A 20815-nucleotide genomic window follows, 5' to 3' on the forward strand; every position below is an offset into this window, starting at 1 on the left:
CGCGGGTCGCGCTGATCGTGGAGCTCGCCGGTTCCCTAGACCAGGGTTCCCGGCTGGAGCGGCTGTCCCATCCGGACCTTCCCGAACAGTTCGCGGGCACCGTCGACGTCGCAGACGATGTGGCTCTTGATCGTGTTGACGTCCCGCTGGGCTCGCTGGAAGGGAGAGTGGAGGAACTGGGAGCTCGCTCCCGCCGCCTCGACGAGGAGGTTCACGACGGAGGCGGCCGCGTCCGTGACGTGGGCGGCGATGAGACGGCAGCGGGCCCGCCCGTCCAGGTCGAGCGAGGCTCCACGCTCGTACGTCGAGTCCACCCAGCGCACGGTCTCGTCGAACAGCAGGCGGGCGGCCTGGAGCTCGGCGGTAGCCCGTCCGAGCCGCAGCTGCGCCCCCACGGCCTCGGCATAGCGTGCCCCGCTGTAGGCGAGGCGCCGATTGCGCATGAGTTCCTCGAACGAGGCGAGCATTCCCTCGGCCGTGCCCAGGGAGGGGCCCGCGGCCGAGAGCGCGACCGCCGGGATCGCCGGCATCCGGTAGGCGGGCAGGTCGTGCAGCTCCGTCCCCGCCGTCTCGCCGCTCAGCAGCCCGGCTGTCGGCATCGTCCGCCAGTCGGGTACGAACAGCTGCCGGGCCTCGATGTCGTTGCTGCCGGTGGCGCACATACCGCTGGTGAACCACACGTCGTGGACCACCAGGTCGGCCGCGCCCACGAGGAACATCCGCCGCTCGATGACGTCCTCGCCGATCTCGATCTGGGCGGCGACGAGCGCGTGCGTGCCGTGCTGGATCCCGCTACCCCAGCGCCAGCGTCCGTTCAGCACGTAACCGCCGTCCACCTGTCTCGCGGTGCCCGTCGGGGCGAGCGTCCCAGCCGGCAGCACCGGGTCGCCCGCGCCGAAGACCTCGTCCTGCGCCCTCTCCGGCAGCATCGCGATCATCCAGTTGTGGATCGTGTAGATCGTCGAGACCCAGGCGGTGGACGTGCAGCCGTGGGCCAGTTCGCGGCTCACCGCGAAAGCGGTCTCCAGGCCCAGTTCGAAGCCGCCGTACCGCCGCGGCAACAAGATCCGGTGGAACTCCGCGGCCAGCAGTTCCTTCAGGGTCTCCTCAGGTAGTTCGCGCCGCTGTTCGGCCTCGGCGGCACGCTCCCTGAGGGCCGGCACCATGCGCCGAGCGCGATCGAGCAGTTCGGCATGGTCAGTCATACTGTCCTCCTGGCTTGTACGGCGACCCTTTGCGGAGGCCGCCGATGTCATCCCGTTCGGCGCGGGAGAGGGGCTCATCGTCTTGCTGGCGGGACGAGGTCGTCGCCCCGCCCTCCGCGCAGCACGGCGAAGGCGACGAGCGGGCGGAAGAGCGCGGCTCCCGGACCGGTCATGTGCAGGGCGTCCAGCAACGCCAGCGCCGTCCGCCTGTCCCTCGCGGCGACCTCCAGCAGTCGCTGCATGTACCACCCGAGCAGACGGCTGCGCAGCGGCAGCTTCATGGGCCCCAGCCACCTGAGATCGGAGCCGACCGACATCTTCCACGCCGGCTCGAAGATCTCGGCGGCCTTCCGGCGCAGGGAGGCCACCGCCTCGTCGATCGACCGCTCCTCGCGCAGCGCCGTCTCCAGAGCCAGCGCGGTGCGGACCGCCACGGAGATGCCCTGGCTGTAGGAGGGATTGAGGTATCCCGCGGAGTCCCCGAGGGGGACGAAGCGCCGGGGCAGACGGGGCATGGCGTCGAAACGCCGCCATCTGTTCTCCGTGACCCCGTAGGAGCTCACCGGTGTGAGCGGCTCCGCGCCCTTGACGGCGTCCGAGATGACGGGGCTGCGCAGGGTCGCCGCGGCCGCGCGAAACTCCTCGACGTCCGCGGGGGCCGGGCGCCCGCCCACCAGCGCCAGGGAGACGAGCCACCTGCCGTTCTCGAGCGGGATCAGGATTCCCGCCTGGGGGGAGTCACCGGTCGCCTGGATGAGTACGCTCTCCCAGCCGCCGTCGTGGAGTTCCGGCCGTTCGAAGACACAGGTCGCGTAGACCGTCCTGGAATCGATGACGATCTCCTCCGGGGTGCCGTATCCCAGTCGTTCGAGCCACTTCGGGGCTCGTGAGTGACGCCCGGTGGCGTCGACGACGAGATCGGCGGGCATCCGGGCGGGCTCGCCCCAGCCGTCGTTCTCCGCGTTCCGTTCCCGGACGAGCACTCCGGTCATCCTGCCGTCCTCCGCGCACAGGCCCGTCGCCTCGGCGGCCTCACGGACGCGCACCCGGCCCGCCTGCTCCAGACGTGTCCGCACCACCTGGTCGAGCAGCGCCCTGCTCCCCGCCAGCATCATGTGCCGACCTCGGAAACGGGGCATCCATCCGCCCGGAGTGAGGAGCAGGACGTCCTCGGGCATCCGTACCCGCCGCATTCCCTGCGCCACGAGTTCCCGCTCGACACCGGGGAACAACCGCTCCAGGGCCGCCAGCCCCGACTGGAACAGGTTGTGCGCGTGGCCGCCATGCGGAACGCCGCGACGCCAGACCGGGCCGTCCGGATACCTGTCCCGCTCCACGAGCGTTACCTCGCCGAAGAACCGTGAGAGCACGTGGGCTGCGCACAGCCCCGCGATGCCACCACCGAGGACGATCGCCCGCTCGCCCATTCGCCTGCCGGTCAACGCGGACCGCCTCCCCGCCGCTCCATCAGGAGATCTCGAAACTCAGGTGCTTGACGCCGTTCACGAAGTTCGACCAGAGCCGGTCGGGCTCCCCCACACTGCGGATGTCCGGGTACCGGCGCAGAAGCTCACGGAGCATCACCTTGATCTCCTGCTTCGCCAGGTTGGTCCCCAGGCAGTAGTGCGGCCCGTGCCCTCCGAAGCCCACGTGCGGATTGGGGGTTCGCGTGATGTCGAACCTGTCGGGATTCTCGAACACCTCGGCGTCCCTGTTGGCTGAGGGATAGAAGAGGAGCACCTTGTCCCCCTTGCGGAACCGGTGTCCGTTCATCACGTGATCCCTGGTCACGGTGCGGCGGAACTGGATGACCGGTGACGAATAACGGATGATCTCCTCCACGGCGCCGGGGATGTACCGGTCGAAATCCGACAGGAGCAGCTTCCGCTGGTCCGGGTGGTCGGTGAGGAGTTTCAGCCCGTGCGCGATCGCGGTCCTGGTGGTCTCGGCGCCGGCCACGACGAGCAGGATGAAGAAGGAGCCCAGTTCCTGGCTGGTCAGGCGCTCCCCGTCGATGTTGGCGTGGACCAGCAGCGACGTGAGGTCGCCGGTCGGCGCCTTGCGGCGCCGCCGGCCGAGGTCCGACGCGAGCCGGTGCAACCGCCTGCCGGCCACGTACCAGCGGCCCAGCATGCGGGCCGTCGAGAGCAGCGAGAGATCCACCGGACCGCCCAGGTACTCGGGGTCGTATCCGGCGAGGATGACGTTCGTCTGGGCGAGAATCTCCTCGTGCCGGTCTTCGGCGATCCCCATCAGCCGGCAGATCACGCGAACCGGCAACCGTGCCGCCACCTGCGTCACGAAATCACGGCACCCGTCTTCCTCGACGCGCTCCACGATCTCCCGTGCCGTGTCCGAGATGTAGGCGTCCAGCTCGGCGAGCTTGCGGGGGGTGAAACTCCGCGACACGATGCGCCGGAGCCGCGCGTGCCGGGGGTCGTCCATGTTGATCATCGAACCGAAGTACCGCGCCATGTATCCCGGCATGTCGACGATCGTGTTGGCGCAGGGCTCGTTGCTGAAGACCTCCGGGGTTCTGCTCGCCTCGACGACGTCGGCGTGCCGCGTGAGCGCGTAGTAGCCCTCCCCGCTCTTCAGCAGCGGGAACCGCAGTTCCTTGAAGAAGACTGGATCGTCCTGCTCACGAAGCAACGCGAAGGCCGCGTCGCGTTCCTCGTACGGCAGCTTCCAGAAGCCGACGTCCGACAGATCTATCTCCGAGAGGTCCGGAAAACGCAGAGCGGACATCGTCGGATCACTCCTTCCCGCGATGCTGAGAGGGCCGGTGCATCAGGTCCAGGCGCCCGTGCCGAACGTCTCCGAGCTGTGGAGCAGCCGCCGTCTCAGCTCGGGACGCCGGACCTTCCACGTCCCGGTGCGTGGGAAGTCCTCCCACGCGATCACCTTGGGTTGCTCCATCGGCGGCAGGTCCCCGGTGACCCGGCCCCAGGTGCCGGGATCCAGCTCCCCCGAGACCGTGCTGATGATCGGCACCGGTTCGCGCCCGGGGACCCCGAGCACGATCACCTCGGTCGCCTGCGGAAGCCGGTCGAGGAGCAGGCTCTCGACCTCGATGCCGCTCATGTTCGGCAGCGAGTCGACCTCGCGGTCGATCAGGATGATTTTCCCCATCCGGGTGTGGACGCCGATGTCACCGGTGTTCCAGTACCCGTCCCAGTTCTTCTCCGCGTGCCGGTCCGCCTCGCCCAGATAGGTGAGGCAGCGTCCCTTCGTGCGGACGAGCACGATGCCCTGTTGCCCGCGCGGGACCGGGCGCCGTGTCTTCGGATCCACCACCCGCACCTTGGTGACCAGGGGAATGGGGCGTCCCACGTCGCTGGTCACCGCGCTGATGCCGGACCTGCGCACCGAGCGCCTGGTGTAGATCCCGAGGGTCACCGGGCCGGTCTCACTCTGCCCCCAGCTCTGCCCCCAGACCACGCCACGCCGCGGCGAGGCGTTGAGGAAGCTCCGTACGGTTCGCGGGTGGACGAGGTCGAACGTGTTGAGGTACGCGCGGATCCGGGAGAACAGCTCCGGGTGCTCGGTGGGCAGCGCCTCCCAGCGCTGGAAGATGTTGGGACAGGCCTCCAGTGTGGTCGGCGGGTGCTCGCGCAGGGTGGCGATCACGCTCTCGGGGTCGGAGTCGGCGAGCACGACGGCCTTCGCCGGCGGCAGGCCGAGCTGCGCGAAGGCCCAGACGGCGCTGCGGCCGTGGACGAACGCGATGCAGGCGGCGATCGTGTCGTCGGGCCGGGTCGACAGGTAGGGGATGCGCATCGTCTCGAGCCTGGTGATCACGCCGCCGAGGGTGTTCGCGGAGTGGACGACCAGCTTGGGCACACCCGTCGTCCCGGAGGTGTGGGTGCAGATCATCGGTTCGTCGTCCGCAACGGGCCGGGCCGGCGGGACGGGACCGTCCATGAGGCCGGCGAGCCTGGGCGGGGAGCCCGCCGGCGCGTCGCCGGAACCCACGGTCAGGAGGCGGACGCCGCCGTCGTCGAGTGCGACGCCCTCACGGGTCGCGCCGGCGAGCACCTGGTCGCCCACGACCAGCACCTTGGCTTCCAGACGCCCGAGCAGGGTCCGCAGCGCCTCCGGCGGCACGGTGTCGGAGATCATCGCGGGCAGCGCACCGATCCGGGCGGCCGCCGCGGCGAGGAGCACCACGTCGAAGTGGTTGGCCTTGCAGATCGCCACCCTGTCCGAGGCCCGCACTCCGGCGGCGTGCAACGCGGCCGAGGTCCGGGCCACGAGATCGGCCAGCCGGCCGACGCGGTAGGTCGTCCCCCCATCGGGGTGCAGGTCGAAGGGCCTGCTGAGCTCGAAGACCGGAGCGGTCGCTCCGCGATGGGTCTCGAAGAGCAGGCCGAGGTTCCTGGGGTTCTTGCGCTTCCTGGGCATGACACCTCTCTGCCGCGCGTCGACGGGATGGGATCAACCGACAGTGAGCAGGTTCGCGACGCACAGCCCCGCCACACCGAGCCGCAGGGCGTTGATCCCGAGCTTGCGTGCCGTGAGGGCGTCCGGCGCGGTGACCCACCCGTACAGCTGTCTGGCCCGCACGGCCGCCGAGGGCGCGAGCGCCACCGCGAGGACGGGCACCCGCACCGCGCCGTACACGATCACCGCCAGTTCGGCCGCGGTGAGCACGACGAGGAACACGCGGTAACCCTCGGGTGAGGCGGTGGTCGCCACGTTCTTCCGTCCCGCGAGCCGGTCGCCCTCGATGTCGTTCAGGTTGGAGTAGACGGAGATGAGGAGGCTCCACAGGCCGAAGAGCACCGCCTCCACGAGGGTGCGGCTTTCCAGCCGCCCGGTGAGCAGCGCCGTCGGGATGACGACCGTGAGGGCCGGACTGAGAAACAGGACGAGCTCCTGCGCGCGCCGGTAGCTGAGCCGCAGGCCGTAGGAGTACTGGACGCTCACGGCGACCACCACCACCATGAGGCCGACGACGTAGCCGGGCCGGTACGGCGCGATCGCGTAGGCGGCGGCCAGCAGAACCACCGCTCCCAGCGTCGTCAGGTATCCGAATCTGACGGCCGCCGCCACGCTGATCTCTCCGATCAGCAGCGGCTTGCGCCTGAGGGACCGGAGCGCGACCTGGTCCGGCGCGTAGTTGCGCCGGTCGCTGCCGTCCCGGAAGCCCGTGACGTCGTCGAAGGCCACGGTCGCGGCGACGATCATGACCCACGCCAGAGTGAGCGACGACAGCACCACCAGGTCGCGGGTGGTCAGGCGGCTGTGGGGGTCGAGCAGCGTCCAGACCACCAGGGTCGACAGGTAGAAGTCGAAGAAGGCCAGCTTCGCCAGGCGGGCGTACGCTCCGACCCCGCCGCTGACGGGCTCAGTGGCCGTCATCGGCGCGACCGCCCTTCCGTCCCACGACCGACAGCATCACCTGGCTCAGCCAGCGGTGGTCCGGGTCCTGCAGAAGCCTCCGCGCGGCCGCGATCCCGGCGTCGCCGACCAGGCCGGCCGCCCTCATCCTGGGCGCCAGGTAGTCGAGCCAGAGCAGGTAGTTCTCGGCCTCCGCGCTGCCACCCCTGATCACCGCCACCCGGCCGTCGGCCACGACGTCGGAGAAGCCGCACCGCAACAGCGTCTCGATGTCGGATTGGCCGCCGCGGTCGTCGAACCCGGCCTCCCGCATGATCTGGTAGCCCGCGGCCTTGACCGCCGACAGCGCGTCCTTGGCCGTGCCGCGGAAGACCGGGCTGGGATCGGTGTCCTCGACGTAGAGGAACCCCCCGGGGCGCAGTGCCCCCGCGAGCCGGCGTACCACCGCGTCCCTGCCCTCTCCCAGGTGCTGCAGCAGCATCCGGGCATGGATCAGGTCGAACGCCTCCGCCGGCAGGGGATCGGAGCGTACGTCGTGGCGCCACACCTCGACGCCGCGCCCGGCCAACCATCCGAGACGTTCGGTGCTGAGGTCCGCCGCCACCACCCGGCCGCCGGGCCCGCTGCGGTCCGCCAGCCACCCGGCGATCGAGCCGCAGCCGGCCCCGACCTCCAGACAGCGCCAGCCGTCTCGCACGCCGAGCCGTTCGAGATGGTCGATGGTCCCGGCGTCCCAGATGACCTGGTTCGCAAGCAGCCGCCTGGTCTCAAGCTGCCAATCGGAGTCGTAGACGTAGGCGACGCCCTCCGAGACACTCACATCGTTCATTCGAAGAACTCGCAGACGGAGTCGGCTATGTATTCCACTTGCTCGTCGGTCAGGTGAGGCCAGATCGGAATCGCGAGATTGCGGGCGCTCACCAGGGAGGCGTTCGGCCAGGACTCGCCGGGCGTGGCGAAGGCCGAGAAGGCCGGTTGCAGGGGAAGGGGCACGGGATAGTAGATATGGGTGCCGATCTGGCGCTCGGTGAGGTAGGCCCGCAGGTCCTCTCGCCGCTCGACCAGGAGCGAGTACACGTAGTAGCACCGGCCGTTGCGGCCTTTGGGCGGCGGGACGAGTCCTCTGCCGGTGAATTCGGAGAAGCGCTCGGAATAGTAGTCGGCTATCCGCGCGCGCCGTTCGAGCCGTTCGGCGAAGCCCGGCAGCCGGTGTGACTGGAAGCGTGCGAGGACCTCGTCGAACCTGCTGTTGTATCCGATGCGATGGTGAAGGAAGCGATGCTTCCCGTCCTGGCCATGGTTGCGCAGCTGCCGCACGATCGTGGCGAGGTCCGGATCGTCGGTGAAGACCATGCCGCCTTCCCCCGCCGTGCCGAACGCCTTGACCTGGAAGAACGAGACGACTCCGAGGTCCCCCCAGCAACCCGCCTGACGCCCGTCCAGAACGGCGCCCTGCGCGACGGCGGCGTCCTCGATGAGGGCGACGCCGTGACGTTCGGCCATCCGCCGGTAGCGCGGCATGTCCGCCATGATCGAGAAAACGTGAGCCGGCATGATCGCACGGGTGCGCGAAGTGATCAGGCTCTCGGCGTGATCCGGATCCATCACCATGGTCAGCGGGTCGACGTCGGCGAACACGACCGTGCCGCCCAGGTTCGCGACCGTGCTCGCGACCGGCTGGCAGCAGAACGCGGGCACGACGACCTCGTCTCCGGGGCCGATGCCGGCGGCGTGCACAGCGAGGGTGAGCGCGCCGGTGCCGCTCCCGCACGCGATGACGTGGCGTGCGCCGGTCAGGTCGGCGATCTCCTGTTCCAGCATGGCGGTCGACTCGCCGAGGATGAACCTCTGCTCCGGCGAGGTGCCCAGTTCGTAGAGGATCTTCAGCATCACCTCCCGGTCCGCCTCGAACAGGTCCGGGGGAAAGAAGGGGATCATCCGGTCCTCCCCGTGTAGAACTCGCGTACGGCGTCGCAGACCATGTCGACGGCGGACTCCGGCAGATCCGGGTAGAAGGGCAGCCCCACCGTCCGTTCGCACGCCCGCTCGGCGTGGGGGAAGTCGCCGGGGGAGTGCCCCAGGGCGGAGAAGCACGGCTGCAGATGCAGGGGGATCGGGTAGTAGACCTCGGTGCCGACACCCCGGTCGGTCAGGTGCCGGACGAGGTCGTCTCTCCGGTCGGCCTCGACGACGAACACGTAGAAGACGGGGTTGGTGTCCGACGTCCGCTTCACGATCGTCGGAAGGCGGGTCACGCCCGGCACGTCACGCAGGCGCTCGGTGTAAGCGGTCGCCAACCGGGCCCGGCGCTCGATCTGCGCGTCCAGCCCGGCGAGCTTGGCCAGGAGCACGGCCGCCTGGATGTCGTCCATCTTGCTGTTGGTGCCCGAGACGCCGGAGAGGTTGGAGATGCCGGCGATGTGGTCGATTGTCTTGCCCATCCGGCCGTGGTGGCGCAGGATTCCGGCGAGACGGGCGATCTCGTCGTCGTCGGTGAGTATCATCCCCGCGTCGCCCAGGGCCCCGAGGGTCTTGGTGGGGAAGAAGGACAGGACGCCGCCGGCCCCGAGCAATCCCGCGTGGACACCGTTCCATCGCATGCCGATGGCTTCGGCGCTGTCCTCGACGACCAGGAGGCCATGGTTCGCGGCCAGGACGCGGAGGGCGTCCATGTCCGCCATCTGGGTGAAGAGGTGGACCGGCATCACCGCCCGGGTCCGCTCGCTGATCACGGACGCGGCCGAGGCGGCGTCGAGGGCGTAGGTCTCCGGCTCGATGTCGGCGAAGACCGGTCGTGCCCTGGCCAGCGCGACCGACGTCGCCGAGGCCGCGAAACTGAACGCGGGGACGACGACCTCGTCGCCCGGCGCTATCCCGGCCGCACGAAGCAGGAGAACGAGCGCGTCGGTCCCGCTGTTGACCGCGATCGCGTGCCGGGCCCCGGTGTACCCGGCGACGGCCTTCTCGAGTTCGGAGACCTTCCGGCCGTGGGAGAACTTCCCGCGGTCGAACACTTCCTCCACATGCCCGCTGATCGCCGGCCAGGCCTTCCTGAACGTCTCGGCCTGGTCGAAGAACGGCACTTTCACGGTACCGCCGGAGAGGACATCTCTGCCGCTCAACTAACACCCCCACCGAGTTGCCGTGCGCTGGAGAAATCCGACAGGTGAATCCGCGGCCCAAGCTATGCAGCGCCCCCTGCGCGATCAATAGCAGTGGCATAGCAATATCAGGGCGGGCATAGCAGGCCATAGCAGGGCTGTTTCGCTGGCGAGCCATTCATCTGCTATCCGTGATCTCCCCTGTTGACCGGGCCGAATGCCGCATGCAGTCTGAGGAGGACATCTCCACCGGGGTGTTCTTTTCATGCGCCGTATCGGCCACGCGAATTCGGGGGACGGGCAGGGTGGAGCACGAGGCGAGTTCGGCTGACGCGGCCGGCGTCGCAAAAAAGGTGATACTCGCGGAGCCGCGCGGTTTCTGCGCAGGGGTACGGCGGGCGATCACCGTTGTGGAAGAAGCGCTGCGTATTCATGGGCCGCCTGTTTATGTGCGGAAGGAGATCGTGCACAATCACCGGGTCGTGGCCGAACTGAGCCGGCGTGGAGTCGTATTCGTGGACTCCGAGGACGAGGTCCCCGAGGGCGCGGTGTGCATCTTCTCCGCGCACGGCGTCGCGCCGCAGGTGCGGCGCAACGCGGAGGCGAGGCGGCTCGACGTCATCGACGCGACCTGCCCGCTCGTCACCAAGGTCCACCAGGAGGCCCGCCGGTTCGCCGACGCCGGTCGCTCCATCGTGCTCATCGGGCACCGGGAACACGAGGAGGTGGAGGGGACCTACGGGGAGGCTCCCCACGAGATCACCATCGTGGAGAAGGCCGAGGACGTCGCCCGCCTGGAGCTGCCCGGCACCGCTCCGCTCGCTTTCCTGACCCAGACGACGCTGTCCGTCGACGAGACCGAGGACATCGTCCAGGCGCTGCGCCGCAGGTACCCATCGATCGTGGCGCCCGGCACCGGAGACATCTGCTACGCGAGCCAGAACCGTCAGGACGCGGTGAAGGCCGTGGCGGCCCGTAGCGACCTGGTGCTGGTCGTCGGCTCCCGGAACTCCAGCAACTCCCTGAGGATGGTGGAGGTCGCGCGGAGCCTGGGCGTCCCCGCCTACCTGGTGCCGGAGGCCGAGGCGCTGGACGAGGGCTGGCTGGATGGAGTCCGCACCGTGGGGGTGAGCTCCGGTGCGAGCGCGCCCGAGGTCCTGGTGGAGGAACTGCTGGGGCGGCTGGGGCGGCTGGGCTACCTGGAGATCGAGACGGCACGGACAGCCGTCGAGGACGTGGTCTTCAAGCCACCCGCCCAGTTGTCCGCCGGCCGGGCGGCGCGCGTCCCCGAAGAGTAGGAGGGCGCTGGATCCCGCGGCGGCGGGGCCGTCCGCGCGACGGCGTCCGGCGTGCCGAGAGCGACGACTCGGCGAGGCATGACCCGCACGCGCGAACGCGTCGGGCGCAAGAAGCGCACTGGACAGGACTGAGCCCGTACTCACCTCCGAGAAAGGCATGTCATGCCCCTGTCGACCACGAGCCCCCCGGCCGGAACCGAGGCGGCCGAGTTACGGCGTCGGCTTGTCGCGGACGCGGAGGACCGGATCCACCGGCTGCTGGATCTGGAGACGGAGAAGTGGACCGCGGCCGGCGGGAGACCCGCGGAGCTGGTGGCGTCCGTGCGGCGCATCGTGGACGCCGGCGGAAAGCGCCTGCGCCCCGCTTTCTGCGTGACGGGCTATCTGTCGGCCGGCGGTGATCCCGGGAGCGGTGACGACGTCGTGCGCGCCGCGGCGGCCCTGGAGCTGCTGCACGTGTTCGCGCTGATCCACGACGACGTGCTGGACGACTCCGCCGTACGGCGGGGGGCCGAGACCGTTCACAGCACCTATGCGAGCGACCACCTGCGCAGAGGCATGCTCGGGGAGCCGCGCAGGTACGGCGAGGGCGTCGCGATCCTGGCGGGTGACCTCGCGCACGTGTACGCGGACGGCATGGCCGCGCAGCTGCCTCCCGCCGCCCGGCAGATCTGGACCGAGCTGCGCACCGAGATGATCGTCGGTCAGTTCCTCGACGTGCTGGCCGCGGCGGAGGCCTTGATGGACGTGCGGACGGCACGCTGGATCGCGGTCTGCAAGTCCGGGCACTACACCATCCACCGCCCACTCACCCTGGGTGCCGCCGTCGCCGGCCGCACCGACCTGAACGGGGTCTTCCAGCGGTACGGCGCCCTGGTGGGTGAGGCCTTCCAGCTCAGGGACGACCTCATCGACGTCACCGGCGACAGCGGGATCACCGGTAAGCCGACGGGCCTGGACGCCGCGCGGCACAAGATGACGCTCCTGCTCGCGCTGGCCGCCGAGAAGGACGACCGGGTGCGGAAGCTGGTGGGGGCGCCCGCCCGGGAGCACGACGCCGCGGAGCGGCTGCACACCCTGCTCCGCGAGTGCGGAGTCGTCGACGACGTCGAACGGCTCATCCAGGAACTCGTCGACGACGCCTGCGCCGTGATCCGCGAGGCGCCGCTCGACCGGGAATGGCGCGAGGAACTGATCGAGATGGCCCATCGTGTCGCCTACCGCGACCACTGAACTGGGACGAATCCCTTGTTGCATACGCTGATCATCGGCATGGGCCGTTCCGGCATCGGCCTGCACTGGCCTGTGCTGCACCGGTTGAAATCCGATCCGCTGCACCGATCCCTGTTCTCGCCGGAACCCCCGCTGGGCTGGGACGTTCGCGGTGACGCGGCCGCCGTGCCGCCCGGCGTCAAAGTGATCCGCGTGCTGGAACACGCGCCCGACCTGATCGATCCGGCATGCACGGTCGTGCACGTCTGCACCCCGCCCCAGCAGCGGGTGGACACGGTTCGCCGGCTCGCGGAACTCGGCTTCCGACGGCTGCTCATCGAAAAGCCCCTCGCCGGTGACGCCGCCGCCGCGCAGACGATCGCCGAACTGCGCACGACGCTGGGCCTGGAGATCATCGTGGTCGCTCCCTGGCTGGACAGCGAACTCACCCGGCGGGCCCGTGACCTAATCGAGTCGGGCAGGCTCGGCGAACTGCGGACGATGTCGTTCGCCCAGCGCAAGCCGCGGTTCCAGCGGACCCTGCGGAGCACCGAGAACCTCACGGTCTTCGACGTCGAGCCGCCGCACTCCGTCGGAGTGGCCCTCTCGCTGGCCGGAGACGCGGAGGTGGCCGCCGCCTCCTGGAGCGACATGCGGGTGGATCAGTCAGTGGTCCCGACGATGGGCGCGGGGCGTCTGACGCTCCGCCACGCGGCGGCGCGCACCCGGATCTTCTCGAACCTCACCGCGCTCGTCCGGGAACGCCGGCTGACCCTCCAGTTCACCGGAGGCAGATTCGTCGGCCACTACCCCGCCAGCGAGAACGACCCGTTCGCCTGCACCGTGATCTCGACGCCGGCGGGAGTCGCCGAGAACCATTTCGTGGACGACTCGCTCACCGAGTTCATCCTGCGGGTGTATCGGCGGTTCGCCGAGAAGGACGAGACCGACCGCGACTTCGCGCTCAACCTGAGAGTGGTGCGGTTGCTCGACGACGCCAAGGCAATCTGCCGCGGATCGGGGCTCGGCGGACCTCCGAACGGACTGCCCACGTTAAAGGTGGTGCCGAGCAATGCGTGAAGCGCCCGCCGAGGGTATCCGGCTGAGCGGAATCGGAGACGAGGCCGGCTCGACGATCCTGGAACAGATCAGGGCGCTGGAGCTGGTCGGCTGGCGCACCATCGAACTGCGCACCGTCGACGGGATCCCCCTGGCCGACCTGTCCGACCGCCACTTCGATCGGGTGGCCGAGGCCCTGTCGGACGCGCGGATGTCGACGGTGTGCCTGGACTCCCGGATCGCCAACTGGGGGCGCCCCATCACGGGAGACCTGGAGGCCGACCTGACCGAGCTCAGGACGCTGGCCCGCAGGTGCGGGCAACTGGGCACCCGCTACGTGCGGATCATGTCCTACCCCAACGACGGCCTGGACGACGCCGACTGGCGTGACGAGGCGCTCAGGCGGCTGCGGATCCTGGCCGCGGAGGCCGAGCAGTCGGGAGTCGTGCTCCTGCACGAGAACTGCGCGGGCTGGGCCGGACGGGACGGCTCGCGCATGCTCCAGATGCTGGAGACGGTCGGCGGTCCGGCACTGCGGCTGCTCTTCGACATGGGAAACGGGGTGGAGTACGAGTACGACGGCTACGACCTGCTCCGGCAGATCGTCGACCACGTGGCACACGTGCACGTCAAGGATGCCCGGGGGCCGGCCTCGGCCGCCGTGTACACGCTTCCCGGGGATGGCGAGTGCCGCGTCGCCGACTGCCTCCGGCTGCTGGTCGCCCGGGGCTACTCCGGTGTCTGGAGCGTCGAACCCCATCTGCGCGTGCGGCCCCACGAGGGGCTGGCGGGCGCGGGGCACGAGAGGCTCGGCCCCTTCGTGACCTACGCGCGCCGTCTGGAGGAGCTCATCCGCGACGAGGTGACGCGGCCGGTGGGGGGCGCTCCGCGATGAGTCGTCTATCCGGCGCCGACCGGCTGCTGCTGCTCGATCTGCTCCGGCTTCCCACCGCGGGGCCCCTGGAGACGGGGAGCGACGTGGGCTGCGGGATCCGAGAGGCCCAGGTGCGGTACGCGAGGGCGGCGGCGGAGTTCGGCATGGAGGTCGCCCACCACGCGCCCGCGGACCCCGCCGTGCTGTCGCTGGAGGGCGTGCCGGCCGTGGTCCACGAGGCCGCCGGCGCCGACCCCGCCGCGTTCCTCGGCGCCCAGCCGAATCTCGTCCTGCGGCTGGGCCCCGAGCTGCCCACCGAGCGCACCGTGATGTTCAACGTGCACATCGACACGGTCTCCGGGGATCTTCCCGTACGCCTCGGCCGGGACCGCGTCGAAGGACGAGGAGCCATCGACGCCAAGGGGCCCGCTGTGGCGCTCCTGGCGGGGATCCGGAGCGCGTGCGCCCGCGAGCCGTCCGTGGGCCGGGACGTCGGCGTCCTGGTGCAGGCCGTCTCGGGCGAGGAGGGCGGGGCGATGGGAGTGTTCGGCACCAGGCCGCTCGTCGCGTCCGGCTACTTCGGCAGGCTCAACGTCTTCTGCGAACCGACCGGGATGAGGGTGCTGCCGCGCGCCACGGCGGCGATGACCGCCGGCATCTCGGTGGCCGGGTCCGACTCCGTCGACGACGAACCCGAGGCCGGGCACAACGCGACGGTGCTGCTCGGTTTCCTCGCGCAGCATCTCGCCGAGAGGCTGGGACGCGAGGCGGGCGACGGCGCGGTGTGCGTCGCCGGGCTGCACACGGGTCACCGGCACAACAGGGTGTACGGGTCCGGCAAGCTGTTGATCAACCTGTCCTACGGCTCGGCCGTGACCGCGCGCCGATGGGAGGACGCGGTGACCACAGAGCTTCGCCGGGGGCTCGTGGAGTTCTCCCGCAGGTTCGCCCACATCCCCCTGTTCGGCAGGACCGCGGCCGACGCCCCGGACATCACCGTGCTGCGCTGGGAGAAACGGGGACTGCCCGCCTTGCGCGGCACCGATCCCTGGGGTGAGGACTTCCTGTCACGGGAGGTCGGCCTCACCTCGTGGCCGCCGGAGAGGCCCGCGTTCACCTGCGACGCCATCTGGATGGCGGAGGTTCCCGGCGTGCACACCGTCGTCCTCGGCCCGGGGGAGCTGGGCAGGAACAACGCGCACGCCTCGGGGGAGTACGCCGGCTTCGAGGAGCTGGAACGGTTCGCGGAATGCGTCGAGCGCATACTCATTCGTTTTGCACGAAGCCGGAAGGAACGATGAACCGATGCGGAACGCCCGAGTCTCCTATGAGGCCCTGACAACCCTCGTCGCGCGCGTCTTCGAGCACCGCGGCGTCCCCGCCAAGCGGGCCGTGGTCGCCGCCCGGGCACTCTGCCATGGCGACCTCACCGGAGTCACGTCACACGGCCTGCGCAACCTGACACAGCTCTACCTCCCGCTTTTCGCCGAATCCCGGGTCGAGCCCGACGCGGACCTGGAGGTTCTCGCGGACCGCGGGGCCTCGGTGCTGGTGGACGCGAACCGGGCGCTCGGGCTGTGGGCGGCCGGCGAGGCGATGGACATCGCCGTGGAGCGCGCCCGCTCCCACGGCATCGGCATGGTCTCCATGCGCAACTGCACGCATTTCGGCCTCGCCGGTTTTCACTCGGCCCGTGCCGTGCGGCACGGCATGATCGGCATCGCGGCGTCCAACTGCGGCCGGCAGCGCATCGCGCGACCTCCCGGCGGGAGCGTCGCCATGCTGGGCACGAACCCGTACAGCATCGCGGCTCCCGCGCTGCCCAGCCACCCGTTCGTCCTGGACATGAGCACGACCGTGGTGCCCACGGGCAGGGTGCGGGCGGCCGCCCGCGCGGGCGGGAGGATCCCGGAGGGGTGGCTCGCGGACGACGACGGACACCCGGTGACCGACCCGGCGGCCTTCGACCGTGGTGAGGCCCATCTGCTGTGGCTGGGCGGCCGGCCGGAGGCCGGCGCCTACAAGGGGTTCGGGCTCGGGTTGATGGTCGAGGTCCTCGCGGCGCTGCTGGCGGGGGCGGGGCTGGGCCCCTCGGCCGAGGCGCTGCTCGGCGACGGCGGGCCGAGCGGCCGCGACGACGACATCGGAGTGATCACCATCGCCATCGCCCCGGACGTCCTGCGCGAACCCGGCGAGTTCCGGGCGGGCGCCGAGCACTTGTTCGGCAGTCTGGTGCGGTGCCCGCCCGTGGACGACGGCTCACCCGTCCGCTATCCGGGCTGGCTGGAAGCCGAGACGGCGCGGGAGAACCTCCGCCTCGGGGTTCCGCTGCCCGGCTGGCTTCTCGACGAGCTCGCCCGGGTCGCCGGGGAGGCGGGAGCGACGGTCCCGGCGCCGATGGGGGAGGACGCGTGAGGGAGCTGCGCATCGGCGTCATCGGACTGGGTGTGATCTCGCGGTTCTACCTGGCGGCCCTGCCCGGCCGTGCGGACATGCGGCTGACGGCGGTGTGCGATCTCCGCGAGGAGGCGATGACGGGCTTCGGTCCCGAGGTGGAGCGGTATCTGGATCACCGGACGATGCTCGGCCGCGGTGTTGTCGACGCGGTCGTCGTCAACGTGCCGAACGACCTCCACGCGCCGATCTGCCGTGCCGCCCTGGAGGCAGGAGTGGCGGTGTGTGTCGAGAAGCCCATCGCGACCGATCACGAGGACGCGCTGGAACTGCAGCGCCTCTCCGCGAAGACCGGCGTTCCGCTCTTCACGGCCTTCCACCGCAGGTACAACAGCAACGTGCTGGCACTGCTCCCGGACGACGCGGGCGCTCCCGCCGTCGAGTCGGTGACCGTGCGGTACTACGAGCGGATCGAGGAGCACGTCGGCGACGACGGCTGGTACCTGGACCCCGGCCGATGCGGAGGCGGGTGCCTGGCGGACAACGGCCCGAACGCCGTGGACCTCGTCAGGCTGTTCCTCGGCGACGTCGGCGTCACCCGGTCGGACGTCTCCTACGACGAGAGCGGTGTCGACAGGCAGGCGACGGTCGAACTGCGCGCGCCGTCGGGGGCGACGGCGGCCGTGCTGCTCGACTGGTCCTACGAGCATGGAGAGCTCAAGGACGTGACCGTCGGGTACGCCGACGGCAGCGAGCGCCGCGCGGACATGCTGGCCGGATACTCGGTCTTCAAGAGCTCGCTCTTCCACGAGTACGCCGGTGTCCTCGAAGACTTCGCGAGGGCCGCCCGCGGCCCCGGAGGCGCAGACCCGCACGGCGTGGCCGCGCTCGAACTCGTCCTGACAGCCTACGAACTCGCATCGGAACACTCCTGAGGAGCCTTCCTTGTACGACGAATCCGGCGCAAAGCGCTCCGTGCACAGCGAGCTCGTGAAGGTCCTCAAGCATCGCAGGGACGACCGGGGCATGGTGCTCGAGCCGTTCGAGAGCAGGTGCGTACGTCGTGGCGAGATCCACGAGCTGGTGACGACGGACGAGGCGGCGGGCATGGGCGATCGCGTCGACCGGGTGGGCTTCCTCGGCTTCACCGAGATCACCTCCGCGGGGGTGCTCGACGTCGGGGACGCCGTCGTGGTCGACGGCCGTCCCATCGGTCGTCTGCTGGGATTCGACGCCTGCCACTTCCCCAACCACTACAACCTGCTGATCTCGACCCCCCGCCTTCTCACGGGGCCCGGTCTGGGTCTGAGCCCGGGTTCGGTCATCGTCTTCTCCGCCTCCGCCGGGGGGACGGCCCATGGCTGACGAATCCGGAGTCCTGGATCAGATCACGGGGCCGTGCGACCTGAAGCGGCTGTCGCCCGGAGAGCTCACGCGGCTGGCCGGCGAGATACGGGCGGAACTGGTGGCCGCGGTCGCACGGTACGGCGGTCACCTCGGCTCCAACCTGGGCGTCGTCGAGTTGACCATCGCCCTGCACAGGGTCTTCGACTCGCCCCGGGACCGGCTGCTGTTCGACACCGGCCATCAGGCCTACGTGCACAAGATGCTGACCGGACGGCGGGACCTGCGGCGGCTGCGGAGCAGGGGTGGCCTGTCCGGCTACCCGTGCCGCGCCGAGTCCGAGCACGACGTGCTCGAGAACTCCCACGCGTCCACCGCGCTGAGCTACGCGGACGGGCTGGCCAAGGCGTACCGGCTGAGCGGCGAGGACCGCCGCGTGGTGGCGGTGGTGGGCGACGGGGCGCTCACCGGGGGCATGGCCTGGGAGGCGCTCAACAACATCGGCGGCGCCGGGGACCGGCCCGTGATCATCGTGGTGAACGACAACGGCCGGTCCTACTCGCCCACCGCCGGCGGGCTCGCCGATCATCTGGCCCGTCTCCGCGAGGGCGCCCCCGGCCGGTCCGGCGGCAGGGCTCCCCGGCCGGTGTTCGAGGAACTGGGCGTGGAGTACCTCGGCCCGGTCGACGGGCACGACGAGGCGATGGTAGAGGCGGCGCTGCGCCGGGCCCGCGCGCTCGGCAGGCCGGTCCTCGTCCACTGCGTGACGACCAAGGGGTACGGATACCCTCCGGCCGAAGACGACCCGGTGGAGCGGTTCCACGCGCCGGGACGGTTCGATCCCGCGACCGGCCGGAAGACGCGCGCCTCCGGACGGTCGTGGACCGAGGCGTTCTCGGCGGAACTGGTGGAGATCGGGGCGGAGGACCCGCACATCGTCGCGATCACCGCGGCGATGCTGCATCCGACCGGGCTGGCCGCCTTCCAGGCCGCCTTCCCGGAGCGGACCTACGACGTCGGCATCGCCGAGCAGCACGCCGTCGCCTCGGCGGCGGGACTGGCGCTCGGCGGGGCCCACCCGGTGGTGGCGGTCTACTCGACCTTCCTCAACCGCGCGTTCGACCAGGTTCTGATGGATGTGGCCCTGCACCGGCTCGGGGTGACCTTCGTCCTGGACAGGGCCGGAATCACCGGAGACGACGGGCCGAGCCACAACGGCATGTGGGATCTGTCCATCCTGCAGGTGGTCCCTGGCCTCCGGGTGGCCGCACCGCGCGACGCCGCCCGCCTGCGCGGGTTGCTGCGGGAGGCGGTCGCCGTCGACGACGCGCCGACCGTCGTCCGTTTCCCGAAGGGGGAACTTCCGCCCGAGACGGACCCGGTGGCCGCCGTGGGCGCGGTGGACGTCCTGGCCCGTGACGGCACCGAGGACGTCCTCATCGTGGCGGTCGGGCCGTTCGCCGGGCTCTGCCTCGAAGTCGCCGAGCGCCTCGGCGCCCAAGGCGTCGGCGTCACCGTCGTGGACCCCCGATGGGTGCAGCCGATCGACCCGGCCGTCACCGAACTGGCCGGCCGGCACCGGCTCGTCGCGGTGGTCGAGGACAACGGCCGGGTGGGCGGCGTGGGCGACGCCGTGGCCCGCCTGGCGCGTGACGCGGGCCTGCCGGCCGACGTCCATACCTTCGGCATCCCGCAGCGTTTTCTCGAACACGCCCCGCGAACCGAGTTGCTCGCCGAGATCGGTCTTCGAGCGGACGACCTGGCCGGCGTCCTCGGCGCCCGGCTCGCCGGTCCGCGATCGAAGGAGCGGGAGACCACGACTCCGATCCTGGAAGGTGTGAGATGAGGGACGATCACGCCGGCGGTATCCCGCCCGGGCCGGTGACGCTGGGGATCCCCGCCGTGCGGAACCGGCCGATCGCCAAGCGGCGGGTGTCGCGTCAGATCATGGTCGGGCCGGTCCCCGTCGGCGGGGACGCGCCGGTCTCGGTGCAGTCCATGACCACCACGCTGACCGCCGACGTCAACGCCACACTCCAGCAGATCGCCGAGCTCACCGCGGCCGGCTGCCAGATCGTCCGCGTCGCGGTGCCGTCCCAGGACGACGCCGACGCGCTGCCGGCGATCGCCAGGAAGTCGCAGATCCCGGTCATCGCCGACATCCACTTCCAGCCGAAGTACGTCTTCGCCGCCATCGAGGCCGGCTGCGCGGCGGTGCGGGTCAACCCGGGCAACATCAAGAAGTTCGACGACAAGGTCGGCGAGATCGCCCGCGCCGCCTCCGACGCCGGCGTGCCGATCAGGATCGGCGTCAACGCCGGGTCCCTCGACCCGCGCCTGCTGGCGAAGTACGGCAAGGCCACCCCCGAGGCGCTGGTGGAGTCGGCGCTGTGGGAGTGCTCGCTGTTCGAGGAGCACGGCTTCCGCGACATCAAGATCTCCGTCAAGCACAACGACCCCGTCGTGATGATCCAGGCCTACCGGCTGCTGGCCGAGCAGTGCGACTACCCGCTGCACCTGGGCGTGACCGAGGCGGGGCCGGCCTTCCAGGGCACGGTCAAGTCGGCGGTGGCGTTCGGCGCGCTGCTGGCCGAGGGCATCGGCGACACCATCCGGGTGTCGCTGTCGGCGCCTCCGGTGGAGGAGGTCAAGGTCGGCGCCCAGATCCTGGAGTCGCTGGGCCTGCGTGAGCGCGGCCTGGAGATCGTCTCCTGTCCGTCCTGCGGACGCGCCCAGGTCGACGTCTACACCCTCGCCGAACAGGTCCAGGCCGGGCTGACCGGGCTCAAGGTGCCGCTGCGCGTGGCCGTGATGGGCTGCGTGGTCAACGGACCCGGCGAGGCCCGCGAGGCCGACCTCGGCGTCGCCTCGGGCAACGGCAAGGGCCAGATCTTCGTCAGGGGCGAGGTCATCAAGACCGTGCCCGAGTCGCAGATCGTCGAGACCCTGATCGAGGAGGCCCTGCGCCTGGCCGAGGAGATGGGC

18 protein-coding genes are annotated in these 20815 nt (G+C 70.5%); 10 read left to right on the plus strand and 8 right to left on the minus strand.

Features of this window, described 5'->3' with window-relative positions; translation table 11 throughout:
- Positions 1-35 precede the first annotated feature (35 nt).
- The 8 genes from FED44_RS34720 to FED44_RS34755 form a co-directional block, all read right to left on the minus strand.
- A complete protein-coding gene (locus FED44_RS34720; protein ID WP_167521673.1) occupies positions 36-1205 on the minus strand; it encodes an acyl-CoA dehydrogenase family protein in 1170 nt (389 codons plus the stop codon).
- Between the two features lie 74 nt (positions 1206-1279).
- Positions 1280-2647: an NAD(P)/FAD-dependent oxidoreductase gene (locus FED44_RS34725; protein ID WP_138463317.1), complete on the minus strand. Its 1368-nt coding sequence runs from the start codon at positions 2645-2647 to the stop codon at positions 1280-1282.
- A 25-nt stretch (positions 2648-2672) separates the two neighbouring features.
- Positions 2673-3953: a cytochrome P450 gene (locus FED44_RS34730; RefSeq protein WP_138463318.1), complete on the minus strand. Its 1281-nt coding sequence runs from the start codon at positions 3951-3953 to the stop codon at positions 2673-2675.
- A gap of 42 nt (positions 3954-3995) precedes the next feature.
- The gene (locus tag FED44_RS34735; protein ID WP_138463319.1) at positions 3996-5609 is read right to left on the minus strand and encodes a class I adenylate-forming enzyme family protein; all 1614 of its coding nucleotides are present in this window, start codon (positions 5607-5609) and stop codon (positions 3996-3998) included.
- Between the two features lie 33 nt (positions 5610-5642).
- Positions 5643-6569 carry a UbiA family prenyltransferase gene (locus FED44_RS34740; protein ID WP_138463320.1) on the minus strand — a complete coding sequence of 309 codons (927 nt, stop codon included), beginning with the start codon at positions 6567-6569 and terminating at the stop codon, positions 5643-5645.
- Positions 6556-7368, minus strand: a complete 813-nt coding sequence (locus FED44_RS34745) for a class I SAM-dependent methyltransferase (RefSeq protein WP_167521674.1) — start codon at positions 7366-7368, stop codon at positions 6556-6558. Before FED44_RS34745 ends, FED44_RS34740 begins: the two co-directional genes overlap by 14 nt.
- Positions 7369-7373: 5 nt before the next feature.
- Positions 7374-8486 carry a DegT/DnrJ/EryC1/StrS family aminotransferase gene (locus FED44_RS34750; RefSeq protein ID WP_138463322.1) on the minus strand — a complete coding sequence of 371 codons (1113 nt, stop codon included), beginning with the start codon at positions 8484-8486 and terminating at the stop codon, positions 7374-7376.
- Positions 8483-9637 carry a DegT/DnrJ/EryC1/StrS family aminotransferase gene (locus FED44_RS34755; protein WP_244302521.1) on the minus strand — a complete coding sequence of 385 codons (1155 nt, stop codon included), beginning with the start codon at positions 9635-9637 and terminating at the stop codon, positions 8483-8485. The genes FED44_RS34750 and FED44_RS34755 overlap by 4 nt, the downstream gene beginning before the upstream one ends.
- Before the next feature lie 236 nt (positions 9638-9873).
- Here FED44_RS34755 and FED44_RS34760 point away from each other — a divergent pair, with 236 nt between their 5' ends.
- From FED44_RS34760 to ispG, 10 genes are all read left to right on the plus strand, one after another.
- Positions 9874-10947 carry a 4-hydroxy-3-methylbut-2-enyl diphosphate reductase gene (locus FED44_RS34760; RefSeq protein ID WP_138463334.1) on the plus strand — a complete coding sequence of 358 codons (1074 nt, stop codon included), beginning with the start codon at positions 9874-9876 and terminating at the stop codon, positions 10945-10947.
- 162 nt (positions 10948-11109) lie between these two features.
- Positions 11110-12180, plus strand: a complete 1071-nt coding sequence (locus FED44_RS34765; RefSeq protein WP_138463323.1) for a polyprenyl synthetase family protein — start codon at positions 11110-11112, stop codon at positions 12178-12180.
- Positions 12181-12195: 15 nt separating this feature from the next.
- Positions 12196-13239: a Gfo/Idh/MocA family oxidoreductase gene (locus tag FED44_RS34770; RefSeq protein ID WP_138463324.1), complete on the plus strand. Its 1044-nt coding sequence runs from the start codon at positions 12196-12198 to the stop codon at positions 13237-13239.
- On the plus strand, positions 13232-14113 hold the full coding sequence (locus FED44_RS34775) for a sugar phosphate isomerase/epimerase family protein (protein WP_138463325.1): 882 nt from the start codon (positions 13232-13234) through the stop codon (positions 14111-14113). The genes FED44_RS34770 and FED44_RS34775 overlap by 8 nt, the downstream gene beginning before the upstream one ends.
- Positions 14110-15393: a M20/M25/M40 family metallo-hydrolase gene (locus tag FED44_RS34780; RefSeq protein ID WP_138463326.1), complete on the plus strand. Its 1284-nt coding sequence runs from the start codon at positions 14110-14112 to the stop codon at positions 15391-15393. The genes FED44_RS34775 and FED44_RS34780 overlap by 4 nt, the downstream gene beginning before the upstream one ends.
- A 4-nt stretch (positions 15394-15397) precedes the next feature.
- Positions 15398-16507, plus strand: a complete 1110-nt coding sequence (locus FED44_RS34785; RefSeq protein ID WP_138463327.1) for an Ldh family oxidoreductase — start codon at positions 15398-15400, stop codon at positions 16505-16507.
- On the plus strand, positions 16504-17421 hold the full coding sequence (locus FED44_RS34790) for a Gfo/Idh/MocA family protein (RefSeq protein WP_138463328.1): 918 nt from the start codon (positions 16504-16506) through the stop codon (positions 17419-17421). The genes FED44_RS34785 and FED44_RS34790 overlap by 4 nt, the downstream gene beginning before the upstream one ends.
- 10 nt (positions 17422-17431) lie before the next feature.
- On the plus strand, positions 17432-17851 hold the full coding sequence (locus FED44_RS34795) for a DUF6917 domain-containing protein (protein WP_138463329.1): 420 nt from the start codon (positions 17432-17434) through the stop codon (positions 17849-17851).
- On the plus strand, positions 17844-19676 hold the full coding sequence (locus FED44_RS34800) for a 1-deoxy-D-xylulose-5-phosphate synthase (RefSeq protein WP_138463330.1): 1833 nt from the start codon (positions 17844-17846) through the stop codon (positions 19674-19676). Before FED44_RS34795 ends, FED44_RS34800 begins: the two co-directional genes overlap by 8 nt.
- The coding region (gene ispG, locus FED44_RS34805; protein ID WP_138463331.1) for a flavodoxin-dependent (E)-4-hydroxy-3-methylbut-2-enyl-diphosphate synthase at positions 19673-20815 on the plus strand (1143 nt) is incomplete at its 3' end. The genes FED44_RS34800 and ispG, both read left to right, overlap by 4 nt.

This window comes from Microbispora triticiradicis (genome assembly GCF_005864065.1).
Taxonomy (GTDB): domain Bacteria; phylum Actinomycetota; class Actinomycetes; order Streptosporangiales; family Streptosporangiaceae; genus Microbispora; species Microbispora triticiradicis.